Raw genomic sequence first — 2,283 nt, 5'->3', positions numbered from 1 at the left:
TTGTATTTCACTCATCTTATGGCGCCCTAGTTACTTTTTGAATTGTAGTAGCAGTTATTATTACTATTTTATAGTGACTAGTTATTTTTTTGTAGTTCAAAGTAACTGCTGCGTTAAGTAGAGAACCCAAATCTATGATTTGGTGTGAATCACTTACTCCTAAGAACGAAGTGAGTAGTGAGTTACATTAATTAGAACCCAAATCTATGATTTGGTGTGAATCACTTACTCCTAAGAACGAAGTGAGTAGTGAGTTACATTAATTAGAACCCAAATCTATGATTTGGTGTGAATCACTTACTCCTAAGAACGAAGTGAGTAGTGAGTTACATTAATTAGAACCCAAATCTATGATTTGGTGTGAATCACTTACTCCTAGGAATGAAGTGAGTAGTGAGTTACATTAATTAGAACCCAAATCTATGATTTGGTGTGAATCACTTACTCCTAGGAACGAAGTGAGTAGTGAGTTACATTAATTAGAACCCAAATCTATGATTTGGTGTGAGTCACTTACTCCTAGGAATGTTAGTGAGTAGGAGTTTCCTTATTATTTTTAGTTCAATCACGTACGAAAGTACGCTCATTCGCTAAAATATTTTGGTACCTTGCATTTTACTCATTCTAAAGCGTCTAGTAGTTTTTTGGTTAATTGTGCTATTTACTTCTAAGAGTTATAAATTTCAGGTCATTTAATAAAGAGTTGACGCTTACGTTATTATATCTTTTGTTTTTTTGTGCATAAAAAAACTCTTAAATGTTTGTAAGAGAGTCTATCTTAAATCTTTGAGTATTTGTTTCCAATCTTTAGGAAACCCCATAAGGCTTAAATCCACTATATCATATTGTTCAACTAAAGCTATAAATCTAGTAATAAAATAATCCCAGTCCTTTTCACCTGTAAGCAATCTTCCAATTATATATACAATTGCAAATATGCTATCATTGTTTATACCTCTTTTTTTATCTTTTCTAAACAACTTAGGAGTTATTTCTAAATTTCTATTATATATTCTTCCATAATGAGCACATATATTTCTGAAAGTTGAAATTGCATGTAACCAAGTTCTAATATATTCACCTTTTGTATTATAATATTCACTGGCTATCTTATTTTGGTCTTCATCCTTTAGATTACTATATATTTTTGATAATAGTCCAAAAGAGCTTACTTCAACTACTACCCAAATCGGAAACATTTCATTGTATTTAAGCTTATAGTGATTAATAAATAATTCATTACTGCGTTTTATTTGTAGTACTTGTAACATACTATCATGATGTTTTTTACTTTTAAACATCGCATGTTCTAATATATCCAAGAGCTCCATACTGATGTGCAATTAAATAAGCTATACGTGTTCTAAAAGCAACTTCTATAGATTCTAACGTAGACATCAAAAGATTTCTAAATTTTTTATCGAATTCATAAAGGTTGTAAATATCTTCAATGGAAGTCCCTTCATAAAACTTATCATCTTTTTTATATATTAACATATACGCACTTAATCTATAGTAATTAACTTTTTTCAAGATTTGAATAGCCTTTTTATCATCCTCTTTAGAAGTCCTCTTGATTTCAAAAGTTGCGCTTGTTCTTCAAATGTAGTAGTTTTTTTTAATTTATTATCTTCTACTGACTCCATAAAAATATCTCCATAAATAAAAAAGTCCCACCCTGGTCCGCATACTAGAGAGGCGTGATGAGCTTTGTTACTATTGTAATATACTAATCAGCATGGAATGTCAATAAAACTCAATAATAATTCCACGGCAGTCGCATGCAATTTAATGCTAATTAAAATTTTGTTTAAAATCTTTAAAAAATATCGTTGTACTATTTAAATATGTGATATGACTTTTGTTTTGGAAATGTACCTATTAATTCATATTTTTATAGGTATGACAAATAAAATTGTATAATTTTAATAGCCATTTTATCCTACATGAAGTCATGAAATGAATATATAGTCTGAATTACTTCAATGCTTGAAAACAAGCCAACATATAAGAGTGGTTATAGAAGATTAAACCACTGTTTCGACTGAATTTAACGAATTAAATTAAAAAAGTTTTAAAATAGTGTTGACGAAAGATTAAAATTCTGCTATACTATCACTTGTCGCCAAAAAAATGAAAAGAAAAAAAGTAGCTCGGCAAACGGGTTGAAGAAAAAACTTTTCGAAAAAAGGGTTGACAAAAAGCAATAAACATGATAAACTTATAAAAGTCGGCAACAGAAAAAAAGTTGACGAAAGATGGTATAGAACCTTGAAAATTGAA

Annotated in this window: 2 protein-coding genes; both read right to left on the bottom strand. The window is 29.3% G+C overall.

Annotation, left to right across the window (positions count from 1 at the left end; translation table 11 throughout):
- Window positions 1–773: 773 nt before the first annotated feature.
- On the bottom strand, window positions 774–1,301 hold the full coding sequence (locus AYC61_RS00930; protein ID WP_066495458.1) for an Abi family protein: 528 nt from the start codon (window positions 1,299–1,301) through the stop codon (window positions 774–776).
- Window positions 1,294–1,533 carry an Abi family protein gene (locus tag AYC61_RS21940; RefSeq protein WP_066495455.1) on the bottom strand — a complete coding sequence of 80 codons (240 nt, stop codon included), beginning with the start codon at window positions 1,531–1,533 and terminating at the stop codon, window positions 1,294–1,296. The genes AYC61_RS00930 and AYC61_RS21940 overlap by 8 nt, the downstream gene beginning before the upstream one ends.
- Between the last annotated feature and the right edge of the window lie 750 nt (window positions 1,534–2,283).

Source organism: Abyssisolibacter fermentans, from assembly GCF_001559865.1.
GTDB lineage: Bacteria > Bacillota > Clostridia > Tissierellales > MCWD3 > Abyssisolibacter > Abyssisolibacter fermentans.
Note: the sequence above shows the minus strand (reverse complement) of the source record. Positions and strands in the feature narration are given on the sequence as shown.